An 18,467-nucleotide genomic window follows, 5' to 3' on the forward strand; every position below is an offset into this window, starting at 1 on the left:
CGTAACAAACAAGATTTTGTAGATAGTTGTTTTTCTCTCTCTAACCCCCAAAAACTTAATTTGGAAAAATAAAAGTAGAATATTAAAAAAGGTAGGCACTAAAGTATAAAAATACCTTTCATCGCTAATGGATACTACGCTTGGATTAAACCAATAAATGAACGCATCAGAATTTTGAATCATCAAGCTGAATAAAATAATAAACCATGAAATAACTAACAAGAGAACCTTTATGAATATTCCACTTTTTCCAGAAAATATAAGTTTCATAAAAATAAGGCTCTTCACCACAACATGTACTTGACAAGCAATACGGTTTCCTGCACAAAGATGTGCCAAAATCACGGACTTGTTGATTTTCCCTCACAAGCGTAAATGGGGTATGTTCAGAAAAAATCAAGTACAACTTTTGGTGAAGAGCCAAAAATAAAATGCCACCTACCTTATAATGATTTGGATTAGTCATACCTTTTTCTTGTTGCTGTTGAACACCTCTTTTTTCAGGCGTGTTGATTAACCAATAATACCCATACACATCATAGAAAAAAGAGCACCTTTCCTGTAGAATGTAAGTATATACATACAACATGAAGAGTGAGTTTCTCAGTCATCCTGCACACCCCAAGCGTTGCAGCACTTCCTCCGGGCGTTCATGGATGTCATCCATAAACCGAGCAATGGCTTGGGCGATATCGTTTCGATCTTGGTGAAACACATTGGCAATGACGGTGTCTTTCAGCCATTTCCACAAGTGCTCGATCGGGTTCAGCTGTGGCGAATAGGAGGATATGACCATTGATGTAGTCAAAAAACAGTTCCGCATCGTGTAAGGAGGTCTCTGTTTGTCTCTTTTAACCATAGAAATTATTGTAGTGAAAAATGCTCATCTACAGTTTAATTGTAAAAAAAAAGAAAATTATTTGTCAATAAAAAGTTGCACTTAACTTAAACATCTCTTTCGTAGTCCCTATCGGGAAAAATGAATAAAATCATGTTTTTTATACATGGCTGTTAACTTCACGCCTAAAAAGGCTACTAAGCCGAGAGATCGTACACGGCTGAACAGAGCCGCCTGGCATGGAAAAGGAACGACAGGGGAGCGCCCAAAAAAGAGCGCTCCCCTAAAAACTGAAGGAGGAATGGCCTGCGGAGCGGCCTTGGCGCTTCCGGAGATCACCGGAAAGAATAAGCGCCGACCGCTCCCTTGCTTTGTCCTGCGTCGATCATGCGGACGTTTTGTGGGCGAAGCGCCCGCAAACGAGCGCTCCACCCTTGATTCATCCAGCTTACCCAATGCTTCCTTCCATCTCGAACTTGATCAAGCGGTTCATCTCGACCGCGTATTCCATCGGCAGCTCCCGCGTGAACGGCTCGATGAAGCCCATGACGATCATTTCCGTCGCTTCCTGCTCGGAAATGCCGCGGCTCATCAAGTAGAACAGCTGCTCTTCCGACACTTTCGACACTTTCGCTTCGTGTTCAAGCGACACGTTGTCGTTTAAAATTTCGTTGTACGGAATCGTATCCGATGTCGACTGGTTGTCGAGAATGAGCGTATCGCATTCGATGTTCGAGCGCGAGCCGGACGCTTTGCGGCCGAAATGGACCATGCCGCGATACGTCACCTTGCCGCCTTGTTTGGAGATCGACTTCGAGACGATCGTCGATGACGTATTCGGGGCCAGATGGATCATTTTCGCCCCGGCGTCTTGATGCTGACCTTTGCCGGCGATGGCGATGGAGAGCGTCAAGCCGCGCGCCCCTTCGCCTTTTAAGATGACGGCTGGGTATTTCATCGTCAGCTTCGAGCCGATGTTGCCATCGATCCATTCCATCGTCGCGTTTTCTTCGCAGACGGCGCGCTTCGTCACCAAGTTGAAGACGTTGTTCGCCCAGTTTTGGATCGTCGTGTAGCGGCAGTAGGCGCCTTTTTTGACGATGATTTCCACAACCGCGCTATGGAGCGAGTTCGTCGTGTAAATCGGCGCGGTGCAGCCTTCGACGTAATGGACGTGCGCCCCTTCGTCCACGATGATGAGCGTCCGTTCAAACTGCCCCATGTTTTCCGAGTTAATGCGGAAGTACGCCTGAAGCGGCGTATCGACTTTGACGCCTTTCGGGACGTAGATGAACGAACCGCCCGACCAGACGGCCGAGTTCAAGGCTGCAAACTTGTTATCGGTCGGCGGCACGACTTTGGCGAAATATTCGCGGAACAAGTCTTCGTTTTCCTTCAGCGCCGAGTCGGTGTCTTTAAAGATGACGCCGAGTTTTTCGAGGTCTTCTTTCATGTTGTGGTAGACGACTTCCGATTCGTATTGCGCCGAGACGCCGGCCAAATATTTTTGTTCCGCCTCTGGAATCCCTAATTTATCGAACGTCGCTTTGATCTCCGCCGGCACTTCATCCCACGAGCGGCCCGATTTTTCCGTCGGTTTGACATAGTACGTAATTTCATCGAAATCGAGGCTTGACAAGTCGCCGCCCCATTGCGGCATCGGTTTGCTGTAGAAGATGTCGAGCGCTTTTAAGCGGAACTCGAGCATCCATTGCGGCTCGTTTTTCATCCGCGAAATTTCTTCGACGACTTCGCGCGTCAGGCCGCGCTGGGCGCGGAAGACGGAGACGTCTTTATCGACGAAGCCGTACTTGTATTCACCAATTTCTGGGGCTTTTTTCGCCATCTCGGTTCACCTTCCTTCATGTTCATGATTGTGCAGCCCTTTTTCGAGCGCTTTCCACGCCAACGTCGCGCATTTGATGCGAGCGGGAAATTTGGAAACGCCTTGGAGCGCCTCGATGTCGCCAAGGTCAACGGAATCGTCGTACTCTTTCCCTTGGATCATGTCGGAAAAAATGTGGGCGAGCCGAAGCGCTTCCTCCACCGTTTTTCCTTTGATCGCCTGCGTCATCATCGACGCCGACGACATTGAAATCGAACAGCCTTCCCCTTCAAATTTGACGTCGGCGACTTTTCCGTCTTCGACTTTCATCGTCAAGTGGATGCGGTCGCCGCACGTCGGGTTGTTCATGTTGACATCGACGTTCGTTCCTTCAAGCACCCCGCGGTTGCGCGGGTTTTTATAATGATCCATAATGACTTGGCGGTAAAGCTGATCCAACGGATGGTTAGAAGACATGGCTGAAGTACTCCTTCGCTTTCTGTAATGCGGCGATGAATGCGTCGATTTCCTCTTTGGTATTGTAAAGGTAAAAGCTCGCCCGGGCGGTCGCCGTCACGCCGAGCCATTTCATGAGCGGCTGGGCGCAATGGTGGCCGGCGCGGATGGCGATTCCTTCGGCGTCAAGGACCGTCGCCACATCGTGCGGATGCACCCCGTCGATGTTGAACGTGACAAGCCCCGCCCGCTCTTTCGGGCCATAGACGGTGACGCCTTCGATGTCCGCCATTCGGCTAAGCGCATATTGCGCCAGCTCATGCTCATGGGCGGCGATGGCGTCCAAGCCCACTTGTTCAAGGAAATCGATCGCTGCGCCAAGGCCAATCGCCCCGGCAATGATCGGCGTGCCGCCTTCAAACTTCCACGGCAGCTCTTTCCACGTCGAGTCGTACAGCTCGACAAAATCGATCATTTCGCCGCCGAACTCGATCGGCTCCATCTGCTCAAGCCATTTCTTTTTGCCATATAATACGCCGATTCCCGTCGGCCCGCACATTTTATGGCCGGAAAGGGCGAGAAAATCGCAATCAAGTTCCTGAACATCGACCTTCATATGCGGAGCGCTTTGCGCCGCATCGACGACGACGACCGCCCCGCGCTCATGGGCGATGCGGGCGATCTCCCGCACCGGGTTGATCGTCCCGAGCACGTTGGACACATGGGCGATGGCGACGATCTTCGCCGCTTTGGTGATGGTCGCCTCAACGTCGCGCAAATCGATCGTGCCGTCTTCCTGCAGCGGAATGTATTTCAGCGTTGCGCCCGTTTGTTTCGCCAGCTGCTGCCATGGGATTAAGTTGCTGTGATGCTCCATGTACGTGATGACGATCTCGTCGCCTTCTTTGACATTGGCGCGCCCGTAGCTTGCAGCGACCAAGTTGAGCGCAGCGGTTGTGCCGCGCGTAAAGATGATTTCCTGCGCCGATTGGGCGTTTAAAAACCGCCGCACTTTTTCGCGCGCGCCTTCGTACGCGTCGGTCGCCTTCGTCCCGAGCGTATGGACGCCGCGGTGGACGTTCGAGTTGTACTCGCGGTAGTAGCGGTCAAGCGCCTCAATCACCGGCAGCGGCTTTTGCGACGTCGCCGCGCTGTCAAAATAGACGAGCGGATGGCCGTTGACGTCCTGATGCAAAATCGGAAACAACGCGCGAATTTCGTTCACATTCATGATTGAACTTTCCTTTCAATCACTTCAATTAATTGGTTTTTCACGCCTTCAAGCGGAATCGCCTCGACAACCGGCGCCAAAAAGCCGTGGATGATGAGCCGTTCCGCATCGCGTCTCGGAATGCCGCGGCTCATTAAGTAATACAATTGGATCGGATCGACGCGTCCCACCGATGCCGCGTGGCCCGCCATGACGTCGTCTTCATCAATGAGCAAAATCGGGTTCGCATCGCCGCGCGCTTTTTCGCTCAGCATCAAGACGCGCGACTCCTGGTCGGCGTTTGACTTCGACGCGCCGTGCTCAATTTTGCCGATGCCGTTGAAAATCGAGGTCGCGCTGTCGCGGACGACGCCATGTTTTAAAATGTAACCTTCCGTATGCCTGCCGTAATGGACGACGCTGGTCGTAAAGTTTTGCACTTGCTCGCCGCGGCTGACCGCGACCGTTTTCGTATCGCCGAACGAGCCGTCGCCGACAAGGCGGGTGATGTTCTCGGAGACCGTGTTGCCGTCATTCATCAGCCCGAGCGCCCATTCGATCCGTCCGTCGCGCCCGGCGATGCCGCGCCGATTGACATACGTCGTTGTGCCTTTTGCCAAATGGTCGACGGCGGCGAAAAAGACGCTTGCGTTCGCTTGGGCAAACACCTCGGCGACCACATTGACGACCGCTTTTCCTTCTCGGCTTGCCGATATATAGTTTTCGACAAACACGACGCGGCTGTTGTCTTCTGCGACGACAATGACATGGTTGAATAGGGCGATATCGTCTTCGTCTTGAATATAGACCGCTTGAAGCGGCGTTTCAATCTCCACGTTTTTCGGGACATAGACAAACACGCCGCCGTTGAGCAGCGCCGCATGGAGCGCGGCAAGGCGGTGCTCATCCGGCTTGACCGCCGTCATCAAATAGTTTTTCAGCAAGTCGCCATGCTCGCGCGCTGCTGTGAAGATGTCGGTGAAAATGACGCCTTTTTCTTTTAATTCATCGGACAGCGACACGTACGCCGGCGTATGGTTGCGCTGCACGTACAAGTTTTTCGTTCCTTCGCCCGCCTCGATGAGCGCCTTGACCGCTTCCGGCAAATCGTCAAGACCATCATACGGCGCGCTGTCGACCGTGTGGCGGGCGAACTCGGTGAAATTCCATTTGTCGATTTTCGTCTTCTCCGGTTTCGGAAGCGGCAGCCGCTCCGCCAGCCGAAGCGCCTCAAGGCGCCGCGCCGTCAGCCAGTCCGGCTCGCCGCGCCCGCTTGAGAACGTGCGGATGTATGTTTCATCGAATGGGATTTTCGTTTCTGTCGCCATAATCCTCCTCCTAACGCTTACGCTTCTTGTCCGACCGTTTCGTCTTCGATGCCAAGCTCTTTTTTGATCCAGTCGTACCCTTCCGCCTCAAGCCGCTGCGCCAGTTCCGGACCGCCGGATTTGACGATGCGCCCTTGCATCATGACGTGCACGTAATCCGGCGTGATGTAGTTCAATAACCGTTGGTAGTGAGTGATGATCAAACAGCCGAATTCGCTGCTGCGCATTTCGTTGACGCCTTTGGCGACAATTTTCAGCGCGTCAATGTCCAATCCGGAGTCGATCTCGTCCAAAATGGCGATTTTCGGTTCAAGCATCATCAGCTGCAAAATTTCATTTCGCTTTTTCTCCCCGCCCGAGAATCCTTCATTCAAATAGCGGTGCGCCATATCCGGATTCATTTCCAAAAACGCCATTTTTTCATCGAGCTTGCGGATGAATTTCATGAGCGAAATTTCGTTGCCCTCGCCAAGCCGGGCGTTGATCGCCGCCCGCAGGAAGTCGGCGTTCGTCACCCCGCTGATTTCGCTCGGGTATTGCATCGCCAAAAACAGGCCGGCGCGCGCCCGCTCGTCGACTTCCATCTCAAGGACATCCTGGCCGTCGAGCGTCACCGATCCTTCTGTCACTTCATATTTTGGATGGCCCATAATGGCCGATGCCAGCGTCGACTTCCCTGTTCCGTTCGGACCCATGATGGCGTGGATTTCCCCGCCTTTGACTTCCAAGTCCACTCCTTTTAAAATTTCTTTTCCCTCCACGGCGACGTGGAGATTGCGAATCGTCAATACCGCCATGCAGCATACCTCCAATTCCCAATTGAGAGTCAATTCGCTCGCTTGTCTTCTAGCGATCGTTCATTCTCAGTTTATTCTCATTATAATTTTATAACAAATGAAAACTGCCTGCAACTTTTCCGCTCTGTTTTCACTATGACCGTGTGAAAAAACAGCGCCTTTTACTATTTTACACGAAAACCTCAAGCTTGTACGAGTTTTTGCAAAAAAAAGACCCCGTTTTTTCCGGAGTCTAGTGAGCCGTCCGCAGCTCGCGGAGGCATTCCTGCACGAGCGTCACCGCCTGGCTCATCGCCGCCCCGCCGCCAAACGCGACCGCCACCGCGCATGCTTCCAAAATTTCCTGTTCCGACGCTCCTTCGTCAAGGCAGCCTTTCGCATGGTAAATCGTGCAATACTCGTCTTGCGCCGCCAGGCTGATGCCGAGGGCGATCAATTGTTTTTCTTTTTTCGACAGCGCTCCCTCGGCAAAACAAGCTTCCGTAAAGGCGTTAAACCGTTCCGCTACGTTCGGAAGTTTTTGGGTGAATGCCCCAAGCCCTTCCTTATAGTGGCGAAGCGCGGATTCGACCGATGCGTGCGGTTGGTTGTTCATCATCGTTTTCCTCCTTTTGTTCGTTTCTGCTGTTAGTATGCTTGAAGGAAAACGAAATTAAACAACGAATGGTATTGAAAGCATGTGGAAACACCACCGTTTCGCCAACATCGACGGAATGTGATGATGAAAACAAACGGTTCTGTTCCACTTCCATCATCATAGGAAAGGGGGGAATGCCATTGATTCGTTGGGTTGTCTTTGCCTTAACCGCCGCTTTCGCTTCGTTTTTGGCGTGGATCATCATCGGCAACACCCTCGGTGAACAAGGAGACGGCGCCTTCAGCTTAACGGCGGTGATCGTCCTGCAAAACTGCGTCATCATCGTTATGCTCGCCGCCGTACTGGCGCGTTTGAACGGCCGATGAAGCAGGTCGGCCGCGGCGCCCTCGGATTCAGAATCGTTTTAACCTTTGCCGCTTTCGTTTCGTTTAAGAGGAGCGGCTTTTTGGAGACAAAAAAAGAAACGGAAGCGAAATGCTCCCGTTATTGATTGTTTTCCGCCGCTGGAATGACGGCGCCGTGGTATTTTTCTTTAATGAAATCTTGGATTTCTTTCGATTGCAGCACTTCGACAAGCGTTTTGATTTCTTTCCGGTTTTCATCGCCTTTGCGCACCGCAATAATGTTCACATACGGATTGTTTTTCGGCGACTCAACGGCGATCGGGTCTTTCGCCGGATCCAAACCGGCGTCAAGCGCATAGTTGGCGTTGATCAGCACCGCATCGCCTTCGCCGTTTTTGTAAATTTGCGGCAGAAGCCCGGCGTCGACATCGGCCTTAAATTTTAAATGCTTTGGATTTTCGATGATGTCATTGACTGTCGCTTTCGTTTTATCGACGCCCGGTTTCAATTTAATGAGCCCTTTTTCTTGCAGCATCGATAAAATGCGGCCATGGTCGGCGACCGAGTTGCTCATGATGATCGTCGCGCCGTCCGGCAGTTCTTCAATGCTTTTGTATTTTTTCGAGTATAAGCCGATCGGCTCGATATGAATGCCGCCGGCGTTGACGAAATCATAGCCATACTCTTTCTTTTGCGATTCCAAATACGGAATATGTTGGAAATAGTTGGCATCGATTTGCTTCTCCGCCAGCGCTTTGTTCGGCAAGATGTAATCTTGGAACGTAATGATCTCCAAGTCGATGCCTTTTTTCTTCAAAATCGGTTTCGCTTTTTCCAAAATTTCCGCATGCGGCACGTTCGACGCACCGACTTTCAACTTCACCAATTTGCCGTCTTTGCCGCCTTCCGCGTTGTCGTGATTGTTGCTTCCGCATGCTGCCAAGGCGAAGACGAGAGCGGCGGCAAGGAGCGCACCAAGCCATTTTTTCATCGACTTCTTCCTCCTTTATCGTTTATCGATTTTTGAAGTGACAAAGTCACCGATCAACTGAATGACAAAGACAATGACGAGCACCAACACGGTCGCGACAAACGTCACATCGTTATGGTTGCGCTGGAATCCTTCCAAATACGCCAAGTTCCCAAGCCCGCCGGCGCCGATAGCTCCAGCCATCGCTGTATAGCTGACGAGCGACACCGCCGTCACCGTAATGCCGGAGACGAGCGCTGGAAGCGATTCAGGCAAGAGCACTTTCCAAATGATCGTCCACGTTGAGGCGCCCATCGCTTGGGCTGCTTCGATGACGCCTTTGTCGATTTCGCGAAGGGCGATCTCCACCATGCGGGCGTAAAACGGCGCGGCCCCAATGACCAAAGCCGGCAGCGCCGCATTGGCGCCAAGCATCGTCCCGACGAGCCAGGTGGTAAACGGAATGAGCAAAATGATCAAAATAATAAACGGAATAGAGCGGAAAATGTTCACAAACGCCGCAATCACTGTATTGACAAACCGGTTTTCCCATAGGTTGCCCTTCGCTGTCAAAAATAGAAGCAAGCCAAGAACGATTCCGAGGACGAAAGTGGCCGCCACCGCCACTCCCGTCATATACAGCGTCTCGACCGTCGCCGCCCACATCGTCTCCCATTGCACGTTCGGCAGGAGGTTAGCGAGCATCGTGAATCACCTCCACCGCCACTTGCTGGCGTTGAATATAGTCAAGCGCCCGGTCGATTTCATCCTTCGCCCCGTCGAGGTGCACGAACAGCACCCCATAGGCGCCTTGATGGGTTTGCGAAATTTTCCCTTGCAAAATGTTGACATCGACGGCAAACTGGCGCACCACTTCGGTGATGAGCGGCTTTCCGGCGGCCGCGCCGACGAACGTCAGCTGCGCGATCAGCCCGCTCGGGTATTGGCCAAACAAATGGGAAATCGCCTCTTCCGTCTCCTCGGGCTCGATCAGCTGCTTGACGAACCGTTTCGTAATCGGTTGCTGCGGGTTGCGGAACACATGCAACACTTCGCCTTGCTCGACGATTCGGCCGCTTTCCATCACCGCAACGCGGTCGCAAATTTTGCGGATGACGTGCATTTCATGGGTGATCAGCACAATCGTCAGCCCAAGACGCTTGTTGATGTCAACGAGCAAGTCCAAAATCGCATCAGTCGTCTGCGGGTCCAACGCCGATGTCGCCTCGTCGCACAGCAAGACTTTCGGGTTGTTGGCGAGCGCCCGGGCGATGCCGACCCGCTGCTTTTGCCCGCCGCTCAGCTGCGACGGGTAGGCATCCTCGCGCCCGGAAAGGCCGACAAGCTCGATCAATTCATCCACCCGCTTGTTCCGCTCCTCTTTCGGGACGCCGGCAATTTCAAGCGGAAAGGCAATGTTTTCCCTGACCGTGCGAGACCAAAGCAAGTTGAAATGCTGGAAAATCATCCCGATTTCTTGGCGCGCCTTGCGCAGCTCCCGCCCTTTCACGCGCGTCATATCGCGCCCGGCGACGACGACCCGGCCGCTCGTCGGCTTCTCGAGCCCATTGAGCAAGCGGATGAGCGTGCTTTTCCCCGCGCCGCTGTAGCCGATAATGCCGAAAATTTCCCCTTCGCGAATCTCAAGCGACACATTGTCGACAGCCGTGACCGAGCCGTTGGCCGCCTGATAGATTTTCGTCACTTGTTCGAGTGTAATCATCGTTTCACCTTCCTCCCCAAGCGGCAGAGCGCAAAAAGAAAACCTTTCTGCCCGCAGAGAACAGAAAGGTATCGTGCACCATTCCGTCTCTTATCTCTCAAAGCAGGCCGCTTTGTGTGAATTGGCACCATTTCAGCAGATGCGCTGACGGTTGCCGGGCTTCATTGGGCACATCCCTCCACCTCTCTTGATAAGAGCGCAACAATCGCCTATTCAATTGATTACGAGTGTGATTGTATCATTGTCTGTCGAATCGTGTCAACATCTTTTTTATCCGACGTGCCGATACGGCTTGGCCAAATGGAGGAGCGATTCAAGAAGCAAAAGCTGGCGGAAGTTTCCTGACACGTGCACTTCACGCAACCGGACGAGCTGCTGCAGCTTCAGTTCGCCGTTCAGCAGGGACGCGAGCGCCTCTTTGGAGCCGCGCACCGTCAATGTTTTCCGTTCATCGTTTTCCATCCCTCTAGCGGCTGATTCCTTGCCGATCAACAGCAAGGCGGTTTCGTCATCGCTTTCAAACCGAACATATAGCTGCTCATCCGGCAAAATCGGCACCAAATGGCGCAACACTTGCATCCGTTCCACGAACTGCCCGACTAATTCACGCATTTCCATGGATATCCCCTCCCCCATTTTTATTTTTTTCACTTCCACCTGAAGAGGAGAAATCCTTCACAAAAATCTCGACAACCCGTTGACGAACGAGCGCCGTTTTTGTCATTTCCCAAGAAATGTGTCAAACAGCGTCAAAAAAAGGCGAATCATCGGGGCGGCAAGCAGGCTTGAATCACTTCGTACAAATACGGAACGGAATGAAAGGCATACCACTTGCCTGCGATCGTTCCGTCCCTAAAAAGAAGCAGGCAAGGAACACTTTCAATTTTCCACGCAACGGCCTGCTCAGGGATATAGTTGATGTCCGTTTCGTAAAACGGCAGCGCCGGAAACAACTGCTCCACCACCGTGAGCATCCGCCGCGCCAGCTGGCACGTGCCGCACAGCGGTGTATACAAATAAAGGGCCAGAAGCGGCTCGACTTCCACCACTCGCATGACATCGTTTCGGTCGATCGCTTTCACTCGCCTCTTCCCCTCATGAGCGATTCGATGCGGACGTCGAAACGAGCGCGCAACAACACTTGCGCCAAGTGCCAAGGCGGAGCAGTCGCCACTTCGCGATACGCCCGGTCAATGTAAAGATGCTCCGCCTCTGGAAACATGCGGCGAAACTGCCGGCGCAATTTTTCTCCCGCCTCATCGGCATCGGCCAAGACGTATACATCGCATCCTTCCAGCTCATCAGCCAGCTCCTCAAGGCGCGCATCACTGATCGTGCCGTTTGTGCAGACGATGACGACTGGTTCGTTCAGCACCGCCGCCACTTTTTGCTTGTCTGATCGCCCTTCGACGATGATCACTTTTTCCACGCGTCGCATGTCCGACCCACCTAACTTCAAATGAGGATACTATTATTGTATGTCCTGCGCCGGCCAAATGTTGAAAATGAAAAGCAACGGCCATCCACCGTTGCCTTTCAACACCAGCCCGCTTCCCCGTCGCAATCGACATATTTTTGGTCCGGCTCAACGGTAGCGGTCACCTGTTTGTAAATTCTTCCGTTTTGTTCGGTATACCCATTTTTCAACGGGACGGCCGCCGGAAGCGGAAGGCGCCCGATGAGCTCTCCTTCCTCGTACAGCTCCAGCGAGCGGCCGTTCAGTTTGCCGATGATCCGGTCCGTGACATCTATGCGCGTCGTTTGCAGCGCCATCGCGAGCACCCCTTTTTTCAATCAAATTCCGGTATGTATAGAGTGCCCGAATCGAAGCGAAGATTGCAGGAACGTTTATCCTTCGTTGATCATCGCCTCGTATTGTTCCGCCGTCAACAAATTGTCGATTTCGCTCAAATCGTTCGGTTTGACGACAATCATCCACGCTTTGTCATACGGCGATTCGTTCACGTACTCCGGATGGTCATTTAACGCCTCATTCACTTCGACCACCGTGCCGCTGATCGGCGCATACAATTCCGAGACCGTTTTCACCGATTCAACGCTGCCGAACGGCTCGTTCGCCGCAACCTCTGCGCCGACTTCCGGCAGCTCGACAAAGACAATGTCGCCAAGCTCTGATTGGGCGTAATCCGTAATGCCGACGCGCACGTTCTCTCCTTCCACGCGCACCCATTCATGCTCCTTTGTGTAACGAAGTTCTTTCGGCGTGTTCATCGAATCCCTCCATTGCGACAAAATGTATATTCCTTTTCATCATAACCGATTTTCCGCAAAAACTCACTGAATTCACCCGATTTTGCAAAAATTTTTTATGTCCCCGCCGCGAAAAACGCCTCGTATTCTTGTTCGCGAAAGCCCACGACGACCCGCTCGCCGTCCGTCAAAATCGGCCGTTTGACCAACATCCCGTCCGAGGCGAGCCAATCGAGCATCTCGTCTTCCGATGCGCGGTCGAGCTTGTCCTTCAAGCCAAGCTCGCGGTATTTCATCCCGCTCGTGTTGAAAAATTTTTTGAGCGGCAGCCCGCTTTGACGGTGCAAACGGGCGAGCTCCTCTTTCGTCAGCGGCTCGTCGACTAAGTTCACCGTCCGCACGTCAACGCCGTGTTCATCGAGCCAACGCTTCGCCTTCCGGCACGTTCCGCATTTTGGATACCAATAGAGCGTGAGCGCCATCTTCACTCCTCCCTTTCATTTCCGCTGTTTGGCAAACAAATAAGAAGCACCAGGCAGTCTGCCTGGCACTTCCCATTATCTATCACACAATATACCGTTCGGCTTCAATGAGCGCGGCGGCCGCTTCGCGTTTTTTCGCGATCACATTGATCGGCGTATGGCGCGTCAGCCGGCGGAGCGCGGCGAGCATCATCCGCAGCGTGTCGCCTTGTTCGACGGCGACGAGCGTTTCTTTCGCATGGGCTTCAATTTCATTGAACGCCTCTTGACAGAAAATTTGCGTGTACAGCAATTTTTGTTTGTTTTTCTCCTCACCGCTCGCCTGAATCGCTTTTTCCGTGCGCAAAAGCGCTGATTCCATCGCGTAAATGTTCGAGACGATGTCGGCGATGTTGACGAGCACTTCTTGCTCTTCTTCAATGCGCTGGCCGTATTTTTGCGCCGCTAAACCGGCGACCATCAAGGCGATTTTTTTCGCGTTGCGCACGAGATATTTTTCTTGTTCGAGCACGCCCGAACCCGGTTCCTCGGCCGCCATCATCATCAGTTCTTCCTGAAGCTGCTGCGCTTTTTGGAAGAGCGGCAGCTCGCCTTTTACCGCCTTTTTCAAATACATGCCCGGCACGAGAAGGCGGTTGATTTCGTTCGTCCCCTCGAAAATGCGGTTGATGCGCGAATCGCGGTAGGCGCGCTCAATTTCGTATTCCTGCATAAAGCCGTACCCGCCGTGGATTTGCACGCCTTCATCCACGATGTAATCGAGCACTTCCGTCGCAAAAAACTTGTTCAATGAGCATTCGATCGCATATTCGGCGATCGATTTCGCCACTTCCTTGCCATCTTTCGCCTTTTCCGCATCAAGCAGGCCCATCCGTTCATCGAACAAGCCGACCGTGCGGTAAACCGAGCTTTCGGCGGCATACAGGCGCGACGCCATCGTCGCGAATTTTTCCTGCGTCAACGTAAACTGCGAAATCGGCCGTTTGAATTGCTGGCGCTGATTGGCGTATTTGAGCGTGATCTCCAACGCCCGCTTCGCGCCGCCGACCGCCCCTAACCCAAGCTTGTAGCGGCCGATGTTCAAAATGTTGAAGGCGATGACATGTCCTTTTCCGATTTCACCGAGCACGTTTTCTTTCGGCACCGGCACATCTTGCAAAATGAGCGTTCTTGTCGACGAGCTTTTAATCCCCATTTTCTTTTCTTCCGGACCAGTTGAAACGCCCGGGAAGTCGCGTTCCACGATGAACGCGGTGAAATGTTCGCCGTCGACTTTTGCATAGACGACAAACACATCAGCAAAACCGGAGTTGGTGATCCATTGTTTTTCGCCGTTTAAAATGTAATGCGTGCCTTCCGCGTTTAATCTCGCCGTCGTTTTCGCGCCGAGGGCGTCCGAACCCGAGCCAGGCTCCGTCAAGGCGTAGGCGGCGATTTTTTCGCCGGTCGCTAAATACGGCAAATATTTTTGTTTTTGTTCTTCCGTGCCAAACAACACAATCGGCAGCGAGCCAATCCCGACGTGCGCCCCGTGCGAAATGGCAAAACCGCCGGCCGGCGCCATTTTTTCCGCAATGATGGCCGAGCTGACTTTATCTAGGCCCAAACCGCCGTATTCTTCCGGAATGTCAGCGCTTAACAAGCCGAGCTCGCCCGCTTTGCGAAGCAATTTCACGGAACGGTCAAACTCGTGGTTTTCCAAATGCTCGAGCTGCGGGAGCACTTCATTGTTGACATACTCTTCCGTCGTTTTGGCAATCATATGATGCTCGTCGGTGAAATCTTCCGGCGTAAACACGCGCTCCGCCGGAATGTCTTCAATCAAAAAGCTGCCGCCTTTGATCGCTTCTTCCATCGTTTTGGCCATCGTTGATTTCCTCCCCCGAAAGATGATTGATGATCCGGGCGGCGACGCCGCCCGGGAAATAGACGTTCCATGCAGCCGGGCAAATGCGGATGCATGCCTCGCGCGAGCTGATGAAGCCCGCTCGCTGTCAGCTGCCGCTACAGCAGCTCAAACACGCCAGCCGCTCCCATGCCGCCGCCGATGCACATCGTGACGATGCCGAACTGCACGTTGCGGCGCCGCATTTCGTAAAGCAAAGACAAGGTCAGCTTCGCGCCCGTGCAGCCGAGCGGGTGGCCTAGAGCAATCGCCCCGCCGTTGACGTTGACAATGTCTTCATCCAATCCAAGTTCGCGGATGACTTGGATCGATTGCGAGGCGAACGCTTCGTTCAGCTCGATCAAACCGATGTCGGACAGCTCAAGGCCGGCCAGCTTCAACGCTTTCGGCACCGCAGCGACCGGGCCGATCCCCATCACTTCCGGCGGCACGCCGGCAACCGCGAACGAACGAAACTTGCCGAGCGGCTTCAAGCCGAGCGACTCCGCTTTTTCGCGGTCCATCACCATGACCGCCGCCGCCCCGTCGCTCATTTGCGACGCGTTGCCGGCGGTGACGGTGCCGTTTACCGCAAACGCCGGCCGGAGTTTCGCGAGCGTTTCCATATTCGTGTCCGGGCGCACGCCTTCATCTTGTGTAAAGACGACTTTCTCCTCAACGAGTTTGTTGCCTTCTACTTTGCGCACCGTCACCTCGACCGGCACGATTTCTTCATTGAATTTTCCTTCGGCAATCGCCTTGGCGGCGCGCTGGTGGCTGCGCACCGCGAACGCGTCTTGGTCCTCGCGGCTGACGCCGTATTTTTTCGCCACTTGCTCGGCAGTGTGCCCCATCGACATGTAGTATTCCGGCGCTTCTTCCGCCAAGCGGGCGTTCGGGCGGACGACATGCCCCATCATCGGCACCATGCTCATCGATTCGACCCCGCCGGCGATGACCGTATCGGAATGGCCGAGCATCACCCGTTCCGCCGCATAGGCGATCGCCTGCAAACCGGACGAGCAATACCGGTTGATCGTGATCGCCGGCACGGTATACGGCAGCCCGGCGAGCGCGCCGATGTTGCGGGCGATGTTCAATCCTTGCTCCGCCTCCGGCATGGCGCACCCGATAATCAAGTCGTCAATGTTTCCTTCATAGTTCCCCGCGCGCTTGATCGTTTCTTTGACGACGAGCGCCCCTAAATCATCCGGCCGCACGTGGGCGAGCGTTCCTTTTTTCGCTTTGCCGACCGGTGTGCGCGCACCTGCGACAATGACCGCTTCTCTCACGCCAATCCCCCCTTGATCTCCTCCGCTTTAGTTGCGGAGCGGTTTTCCTTTCACAAGCATATGCTGCATGCGCGCTTGCGTCTTCGGCTCGCCGATGAGGCTCAAAAACGCCTCGCGCTCGAGATCGAGCAAATATTGCTCGTCGACTTCCGTTCCGTACGGCACTTTGCCGCCGGCTAGAACATACGCCAATTTTTTCGCGATTTTCAAATCGTGCTCGCTGATGTAGCCGGAATGGAACATCGACTGCGCCCCAAGCAGCATGGCGGCATAGCCGCTTTCGCCGGCCACCGGCACTTTCTTCCTTACAGGAGGCCGGTACCCTTCCTCATACATCGAGAGCACCGCCTGTTTCGCTTCATACAGCAGATGGTCGCCGTTCATCGTGATGCCGTCGCGGTGATTCAAGAAGCCAAGCTCGCGCGCTTCCGCCGCTGACGTCGACACTTTCGCCATGGCGATCGTTTCAAATACGCTGGCCGCGATTTTGACGTAGTCGACGTCCACGCCGCGCGGCAGGCTGTTCAACCGTTTGATGTACAGCTCCTTGTTGCCGCCGCCGCCCGGAATCAAGCCGACGCCGACTTCGACGAGCCCGATGTACGTCTCGGCCGCCGCTTGGATGCGCGAAGCCGCCAAGCTCACTTCCGCCCCGCCGCCTAACGTCATGGCAAACGGCGCGACGACGACCGGCTTCGGATTGTACTTCATTTTGAGAAGCGCTTGCTGGAACTGGCGAACGGCAAGTTCCAATTCAAAAAAGTTTTCGTCTTGCGCCTCCATGAGCATCATCGCCAAGTTCGCGCCGACGCAGAAGTTTTTCCCTTGGTTGCCGATGACGAGACCTTTGTAGTTGCGGTTGACTTCCTCAAGCGCCTCGTTGATCATTTGGACAATATCGGCGCCAATCGCGTTGTTCGGCGAATGGAACTCCAGAAGCGCCACGTCGTCGCCGAGGTCAATGAGGCTGGCGCCGGCATTTTTCTTGATGACGCCGCGCGCCTCTTTCAGCCGGCGGATGTGGATGACTTTTTCGTTTTCTTCTACTGTTTTATACCCGCCCGGCGCATAATAGAACAGCCGGCCGTTTTCCGTTTTATAGAACGATGTGGCTCCGTCGGCGAGCATGTCCGTGATCCACGACGGGATGTCGCGCCCTTCCGCCTGCATTTTGCGCACCGACTTCTCGAGGCCGATCGCATCCCACAGTTCAAACGGACCTTGCTCCCAGCCGAACCCCCACTTCATCGCCTGATCGATCGCCACGATGTCGTCGGCAATCTCCCCGACAAGGCGGGCGGTGTACAGCAATGTCGGCGCGATGATGTTCCAAAGGAGCGTTCCCGCGCGGTCGCCATCGGCATACACGAGCGTTTGCAGCTTGGCGGCGGCTCCTTTCGCCTGCTTCGCCATCTCCACCGCCGGGGTGACAAGCTTTTTGCGCGGCTCGTATTGCATCGTGACGTAGTTCAGCTCGAGAATGTCTTTTCCTTGCTTGAGGAAAAAGCCTTGTCCGGATTTGCTGCCGAGCCAGCCATTTTCAAGCATCGTTTTCATAAACTCCGGCACGCGGAACGCCTCTTTTTCTTCCCCTTCGACGTTTTCATACACGTTGTTGGCGACATGCACGAACGTATCGAGCCCGACGACGTCAAGCGTGCGGAACGTCGCGCTTTTCGGCCGGCCGATGAGCGGCCCCGTCACCGAATCGACCTCGCCGACGCTGTAGCCGCCTTGCATCATCTCGCGGACGGTGACAAGCAACCCGTACGTGCCGATCCGGTTGGCGATGAAGTTCGGCGTATCTTTCGCCATGACGACGCCTTTGCCGAGCACGTCTTCGCCGAACGATTTCATATAGGCGACGACGTCTGGATCCGTATGCTCCGTCGGGATGATCTCAAGCAGCTTCAAATAGCGCGGCGGATTGAAGAAATGCGTGCCTAAAAAGTGTTTTTTGAAATCATCCGAACGCCCCTCCGCCATTGCGGCGATCGAGATGCCGGATGTGTTCGAGCTGACGATCGTCCCCGGCGTCCGCACCTCGTCGACGCGAGCGAAGACTTCTTTTTTCACTTCCAGCTTTTCAACGACCGCTTCAATGATCCAATCGACTTCCGCGAGCCGGTGGAAGTCATCCTCGAAGTTGCCCGTTTCAATCAAAGCGATGTTGTCTTTGGACATGAGCGGCGCCGGTTTTTGCTTGAGCAGCCTTTCCAGCGCCTGATTGGCGAGGCGGTTGCGCACTTGTTTATGCTCGAGCGTCCAACCTTTTGCTTCTTCCTCTTTCGTCAATTCCCGCGGCACGATATCCAACAGCAGCGTCGGAATGCCGACGTTCGCCAAATGGGCGGCAATGCCCGAACCCATGACGCCGGACCCGAGCACCGCGGCGCGCCGAATGCGTTTTACCATTTCGGTTCCCCCTCACACCATTGAATGAATGGTCATTCATTTTTTGATGAAAAAAATATCGTTGAAACCGCTCTCTATAAATAAATATATAGT

Annotated in this window: 21 protein-coding genes and 1 riboswitch; of the genes, 1 reads left to right on the forward strand and 20 read right to left on the reverse strand. The window is 53.9% G+C overall.

Features of this window, described 5'->3' with window-relative positions; all coding sequences use genetic code 11:
• Nucleotides 1-166: 166 nt before the first annotated feature.
• The 8 genes from GYMC52_RS20065 to GYMC52_RS15535 all read right to left on the reverse strand — a co-directional run bounded on the left by GYMC52_RS20065 (nucleotide 167) and on the right by GYMC52_RS15535 (nucleotide 7,052).
• Nucleotides 167-589, reverse strand: a complete 423-nt coding sequence (locus GYMC52_RS20065) for a hypothetical protein (RefSeq protein WP_227456683.1) — start codon at nucleotides 587-589, stop codon at nucleotides 167-169.
• An 18-nt stretch (nucleotides 590-607) separates the two neighbouring features.
• On the reverse strand, nucleotides 608-808 hold the full coding sequence (locus GYMC52_RS15505; protein WP_223810853.1) for a transposase: 201 nt from the start codon (nucleotides 806-808) through the stop codon (nucleotides 608-610).
• Nucleotides 809-1,286: 478 nt separating this feature from the next.
• Nucleotides 1,287-2,684 (reverse strand): Fe-S cluster assembly protein SufB, encoded by a 1,398-nt coding sequence (gene sufB / locus GYMC52_RS15510; protein WP_011232461.1) that lies wholly within the window; start codon nucleotides 2,682-2,684, stop codon nucleotides 1,287-1,289.
• 6 nt (nucleotides 2,685-2,690) lie between these two features.
• On the reverse strand, nucleotides 2,691-3,140 hold the full coding sequence (gene sufU, locus GYMC52_RS15515; RefSeq protein WP_013144310.1) for a Fe-S cluster assembly sulfur transfer protein SufU: 450 nt from the start codon (nucleotides 3,138-3,140) through the stop codon (nucleotides 2,691-2,693).
• Complete coding sequence (locus GYMC52_RS15520) at nucleotides 3,130-4,350, reverse strand: cysteine desulfurase (protein WP_013524545.1); 1,221 nt, start codon at nucleotides 4,348-4,350, stop codon at nucleotides 3,130-3,132. The genes sufU and GYMC52_RS15520 overlap by 11 nt, the downstream gene beginning before the upstream one ends.
• Nucleotides 4,347-5,657 carry a Fe-S cluster assembly protein SufD gene (sufD, locus tag GYMC52_RS15525; RefSeq protein WP_013524546.1) on the reverse strand — a complete coding sequence of 437 codons (1,311 nt, stop codon included), beginning with the start codon at nucleotides 5,655-5,657 and terminating at the stop codon, nucleotides 4,347-4,349. The genes GYMC52_RS15520 and sufD overlap by 4 nt, the downstream gene beginning before the upstream one ends.
• 17 nt (nucleotides 5,658-5,674) lie before the next feature.
• A complete protein-coding gene (gene sufC, locus GYMC52_RS15530) occupies nucleotides 5,675-6,454 on the reverse strand; it encodes a Fe-S cluster assembly ATPase SufC (RefSeq protein ID WP_011232465.1) in 780 nt (259 codons plus the stop codon).
• Between the two features lie 232 nt (nucleotides 6,455-6,686).
• Entirely contained in the window at nucleotides 6,687-7,052 is a 366-nt protein-coding gene (locus GYMC52_RS15535; RefSeq protein WP_013524547.1) for a carboxymuconolactone decarboxylase family protein, read from the reverse strand.
• A gap of 173 nt (nucleotides 7,053-7,225) precedes the next feature.
• Here GYMC52_RS15535 and GYMC52_RS15540 point away from each other — a divergent pair, with 173 nt between their 5' ends.
• The gene (locus tag GYMC52_RS15540; protein ID WP_013524548.1) at nucleotides 7,226-7,417 is read left to right on the forward strand and encodes a hypothetical protein; all 192 of its coding nucleotides are present in this window, start codon (nucleotides 7,226-7,228) and stop codon (nucleotides 7,415-7,417) included.
• Nucleotides 7,418-7,535: 118 nt separating this feature from the next.
• Here the strand turns inward: GYMC52_RS15540 and GYMC52_RS15545 are convergent, their stop codons facing one another.
• The 12 genes from GYMC52_RS15545 to GYMC52_RS15600 form a co-directional block, all read right to left on the reverse strand.
• Complete coding sequence (locus tag GYMC52_RS15545) at nucleotides 7,536-8,387, reverse strand: MetQ/NlpA family ABC transporter substrate-binding protein (RefSeq protein WP_013524549.1); 852 nt, start codon at nucleotides 8,385-8,387, stop codon at nucleotides 7,536-7,538.
• Between the two features lie 15 nt (nucleotides 8,388-8,402).
• Nucleotides 8,403-9,071: a methionine ABC transporter permease gene (locus tag GYMC52_RS15550; protein WP_013524550.1), complete on the reverse strand. Its 669-nt coding sequence runs from the start codon at nucleotides 9,069-9,071 to the stop codon at nucleotides 8,403-8,405.
• Complete coding sequence (locus GYMC52_RS15555) at nucleotides 9,061-10,089, reverse strand: methionine ABC transporter ATP-binding protein (protein ID WP_013524551.1); 1,029 nt, start codon at nucleotides 10,087-10,089, stop codon at nucleotides 9,061-9,063. The genes GYMC52_RS15550 and GYMC52_RS15555 overlap by 11 nt, the downstream gene beginning before the upstream one ends.
• An 87-nt stretch (nucleotides 10,090-10,176) precedes the next feature.
• Nucleotides 10,177-10,286: riboswitch (SAM riboswitch) on the reverse strand.
• 73 nt (nucleotides 10,287-10,359) lie between these two features.
• On the reverse strand, nucleotides 10,360-10,707 hold the full coding sequence (locus GYMC52_RS15560) for an SCP2 sterol-binding domain-containing protein (RefSeq protein ID WP_013524552.1): 348 nt from the start codon (nucleotides 10,705-10,707) through the stop codon (nucleotides 10,360-10,362).
• Between the two features lie 146 nt (nucleotides 10,708-10,853).
• The gene (locus GYMC52_RS15565) at nucleotides 10,854-11,171 is read right to left on the reverse strand and encodes a thioredoxin family protein (protein ID WP_013524553.1); all 318 of its coding nucleotides are present in this window, start codon (nucleotides 11,169-11,171) and stop codon (nucleotides 10,854-10,856) included.
• Nucleotides 11,168-11,527 (reverse strand): toprim domain-containing protein, encoded by a 360-nt coding sequence (locus tag GYMC52_RS15570; protein ID WP_013524554.1) that lies wholly within the window; start codon nucleotides 11,525-11,527, stop codon nucleotides 11,168-11,170. The genes GYMC52_RS15565 and GYMC52_RS15570 overlap by 4 nt, the downstream gene beginning before the upstream one ends.
• 98 nt (nucleotides 11,528-11,625) lie before the next feature.
• Nucleotides 11,626-11,862 carry a YusG family protein gene (locus tag GYMC52_RS15575; RefSeq protein WP_013144299.1) on the reverse strand — a complete coding sequence of 79 codons (237 nt, stop codon included), beginning with the start codon at nucleotides 11,860-11,862 and terminating at the stop codon, nucleotides 11,626-11,628.
• Nucleotides 11,863-11,937: 75 nt separating this feature from the next.
• Complete coding sequence (gene gcvH, locus GYMC52_RS15580) at nucleotides 11,938-12,321, reverse strand: glycine cleavage system protein GcvH (RefSeq protein WP_013144298.1); 384 nt, start codon at nucleotides 12,319-12,321, stop codon at nucleotides 11,938-11,940.
• Nucleotides 12,322-12,416: 95 nt separating this feature from the next.
• Nucleotides 12,417-12,782: an arsenate reductase family protein gene (locus GYMC52_RS15585; RefSeq protein WP_013144297.1), complete on the reverse strand. Its 366-nt coding sequence runs from the start codon at nucleotides 12,780-12,782 to the stop codon at nucleotides 12,417-12,419.
• Nucleotides 12,783-12,864: 82 nt separating this feature from the next.
• On the reverse strand, nucleotides 12,865-14,649 hold the full coding sequence (locus tag GYMC52_RS15590; protein ID WP_013524555.1) for an acyl-CoA dehydrogenase family protein: 1,785 nt from the start codon (nucleotides 14,647-14,649) through the stop codon (nucleotides 12,865-12,867).
• A 137-nt stretch (nucleotides 14,650-14,786) separates the two neighbouring features.
• Complete coding sequence (locus GYMC52_RS15595) at nucleotides 14,787-15,959, reverse strand: acetyl-CoA C-acetyltransferase (protein WP_011232477.1); 1,173 nt, start codon at nucleotides 15,957-15,959, stop codon at nucleotides 14,787-14,789.
• A gap of 27 nt (nucleotides 15,960-15,986) precedes the next feature.
• Nucleotides 15,987-18,374 (reverse strand): 3-hydroxyacyl-CoA dehydrogenase/enoyl-CoA hydratase family protein, encoded by a 2,388-nt coding sequence (locus tag GYMC52_RS15600; protein WP_013524556.1) that lies wholly within the window; start codon nucleotides 18,372-18,374, stop codon nucleotides 15,987-15,989.
• Between the last annotated feature and the right edge of the window lie 93 nt (nucleotides 18,375-18,467).

Source organism: Geobacillus sp. Y412MC52 (genome assembly GCF_000174795.2).
GTDB lineage: Bacteria > Bacillota > Bacilli > Bacillales > Anoxybacillaceae > Geobacillus > Geobacillus thermoleovorans.

Coding starts and splice junctions, on each gene's coding strand:
- GYMC52_RS20065 (WP_227456683.1), bottom strand. CDS start 589: ATGTTGTATGTATATACTTACATTCTACAGGAAAGGTGCTCTTTTTTC.
- sufB (WP_011232461.1), bottom strand. CDS start 2,684: ATGGCGAAAAAAGCCCCAGAAATTGGTGAATACAAGTACGGCTTCGTC.
- sufU (WP_013144310.1), bottom strand. CDS start 3,140: ATGTCTTCTAACCATCCGTTGGATCAGCTTTACCGCCAAGTCATTATG.
- GYMC52_RS15520 (WP_013524545.1), bottom strand. CDS start 4,350: ATGAATGTGAACGAAATTCGCGCGTTGTTTCCGATTTTGCATCAGGAC.
- sufD (WP_013524546.1), bottom strand. CDS start 5,657: ATGGCGACAGAAACGAAAATCCCATTCGATGAAACATACATCCGCACG.
- sufC (WP_011232465.1), bottom strand. CDS start 6,454: ATGGCGGTATTGACGATTCGCAATCTCCACGTCGCCGTGGAGGGAAAA.
- GYMC52_RS15535 (WP_013524547.1), bottom strand. CDS start 7,052: ATGATGAACAACCAACCGCACGCATCGGTCGAATCCGCGCTTCGCCAC.
- GYMC52_RS15540 (WP_013524548.1), top strand. CDS start 7,226: ATGCCATTGATTCGTTGGGTTGTCTTTGCCTTAACCGCCGCTTTCGCT.
- GYMC52_RS15545 (WP_013524549.1), bottom strand. CDS start 8,387: ATGAAAAAATGGCTTGGTGCGCTCCTTGCCGCCGCTCTCGTCTTCGCC.
- GYMC52_RS15550 (WP_013524550.1), bottom strand. CDS start 9,071: ATGCTCGCTAACCTCCTGCCGAACGTGCAATGGGAGACGATGTGGGCG.
- GYMC52_RS15555 (WP_013524551.1), bottom strand. CDS start 10,089: ATGATTACACTCGAACAAGTGACGAAAATCTATCAGGCGGCCAACGGC.
- GYMC52_RS15560 (WP_013524552.1), bottom strand. CDS start 10,707: ATGGAAATGCGTGAATTAGTCGGGCAGTTCGTGGAACGGATGCAAGTG.
- GYMC52_RS15570 (WP_013524554.1), bottom strand. CDS start 11,527: ATGCGACGCGTGGAAAAAGTGATCATCGTCGAAGGGCGATCAGACAAG.
- GYMC52_RS15575 (WP_013144299.1), bottom strand. CDS start 11,862: ATGGCGCTGCAAACGACGCGCATAGATGTCACGGACCGGATCATCGGC.
- gcvH (WP_013144298.1), bottom strand. CDS start 12,321: ATGAACACGCCGAAAGAACTTCGTTACACAAAGGAGCATGAATGGGTG.
- GYMC52_RS15585 (WP_013144297.1), bottom strand. CDS start 12,782: ATGGCGCTCACGCTCTATTGGTATCCAAAATGCGGAACGTGCCGGAAG.
- GYMC52_RS15590 (WP_013524555.1), bottom strand. CDS start 14,649: ATGGCCAAAACGATGGAAGAAGCGATCAAAGGCGGCAGCTTTTTGATT.
- GYMC52_RS15600 (WP_013524556.1), bottom strand. CDS start 18,374: ATGGTAAAACGCATTCGGCGCGCCGCGGTGCTCGGGTCCGGCGTCATG.